Source organism: Halomonas sp. 141 (genome assembly GCF_002810305.1).
GTDB classification, from domain to species: domain Bacteria; phylum Pseudomonadota; class Gammaproteobacteria; order Pseudomonadales; family Halomonadaceae; genus Vreelandella; species Vreelandella stevensii.
In genome coordinates this window covers 1-1,188 of sequence record NZ_PINZ01000109.1, presented here as the reverse complement: position 1 = coordinate 1,188, position 1,188 = coordinate 1, and the positions used below count along the sequence as shown (strand labels likewise).

Annotated in this window: 3 protein-coding genes; 2 read left to right on the top strand and 1 reads right to left on the bottom strand. The window is 53.8% G+C overall.

Translation table 11 applies throughout. The features are described from left to right. The coding region (locus CWI66_RS17525; RefSeq protein ID WP_157809009.1) for a helix-turn-helix domain-containing protein at nt 1-133 on the bottom strand (133 nt) is incomplete at its 3' end. A 257-nt stretch (nt 134-390) separates the two neighbouring features. Between CWI66_RS17525 and CWI66_RS17520 the strand changes: the two genes are divergently transcribed. After that, nucleotides 391-642 carry a type II toxin-antitoxin system Phd/YefM family antitoxin gene (locus tag CWI66_RS17520; protein WP_081195530.1) on the top strand — a complete coding sequence of 84 codons (252 nt, stop codon included), beginning with the start codon at nt 391-393 and terminating at the stop codon, nt 640-642. Further along, nucleotides 639-893, top strand: a complete 255-nt coding sequence (locus tag CWI66_RS17515; RefSeq protein ID WP_081195528.1) for a Txe/YoeB family addiction module toxin — start codon at nt 639-641, stop codon at nt 891-893. Before CWI66_RS17520 ends, CWI66_RS17515 begins: the two co-directional genes overlap by 4 nt. The last annotated feature ends 295 nt before the right edge of the window (nt 894-1,188 follow it).

Below are 1,188 nucleotides of genomic sequence, written 5' to 3'. Positions count from 1 at the left end.
ACCAGGCATCGGTGCGCTGGCGCAGGAAGTGGTTGTAGACGTACCGCACACAGCCAAACGTCCGGGCAAGCTGATCGACTTGCTCAGGCGTAGGATAAAAACGATAACGGTAGGCGCGGTGTACGGTCGTCATGACTTGAATCTAGCGCGGTAAATATAGCCTGTCAACCAGGGGGCGCTGCGCGCCTCGCGCTATCCTTCCCCGGCCTGGAAGGCCGAGGTTTGACGCGCAATTTGATCAACGGCTTAGCGTGGGATACGATTCGTGGGTATCACCAGCTCAACCGCGGTTTTAAAGCGGAGAAAACCGACCGCGGCGAAGCCAATTGGCAAACCCAACCCTGTACGCTATTCTGTACATTAACAAGATCGCGTACAGGAGTACCCTTTATGGATGCCATCAGCTACACCGCCGCTAGAACCAACCTAGCAAAAACCATGGAGCAGGTCTGTGAAGACCACTCTCCTATGATCATCACCCGCAATAAGGCGCAATCCGTGGTCATGATCTCTCTCGAAGACTATGAAGCACTGCAAGAGACAGCCTACCTCCTGCGCGCGCCCAAAAACGCCCGCCGTTTACTGGAATCCGTTGCCGAGTTGGAGCAAGGGGGCGGTCAGGAAAAGGAGCTTCTTGAATGAAGCTCATCTTTTCCGAGAACGCTTGGGAAGACTATTTATACTGGCAGAAAACTGACAAAAAGATTCTCAACCGAATCAACAAGCTAGTCAAAGAAATCAAGCGAGAGCCATTTGAAGGAGTCGGCAAGCCAGAACCCCTTAAACACAGCCTCGCGGGTTACTGGTCTCGGCGAATCAACGAAGAACACCGCATCGTTTACAAGGTCACGGATGACGCTTTGCTTATTGCCCAGCTGCGGTATCACTACTGATTTAACGCTGAGCTCAATGTGGATAGGCCCTCGTAAGATCACCAACCAGCTTTTCAAACAGATGCTGTTAGGATAAGCCACGTAAGGCCTAACATATCAGCCCCCCAGCGGCCCCAGGGCAGGAGCGCCTTAATGGCGATAAGGCTGGTTGGGCTTCCAAGGTAGACGCTGCACACGGTCGGTGAATTCGACGATGCGCTCCACCAACAGTGGGGCTACCGCCAAGGTGGCGCCCTCGTTGCAGGCAACAGCAATCAGCTCTACGGCATGTTGGCGATCCTCGATGCTGATCATG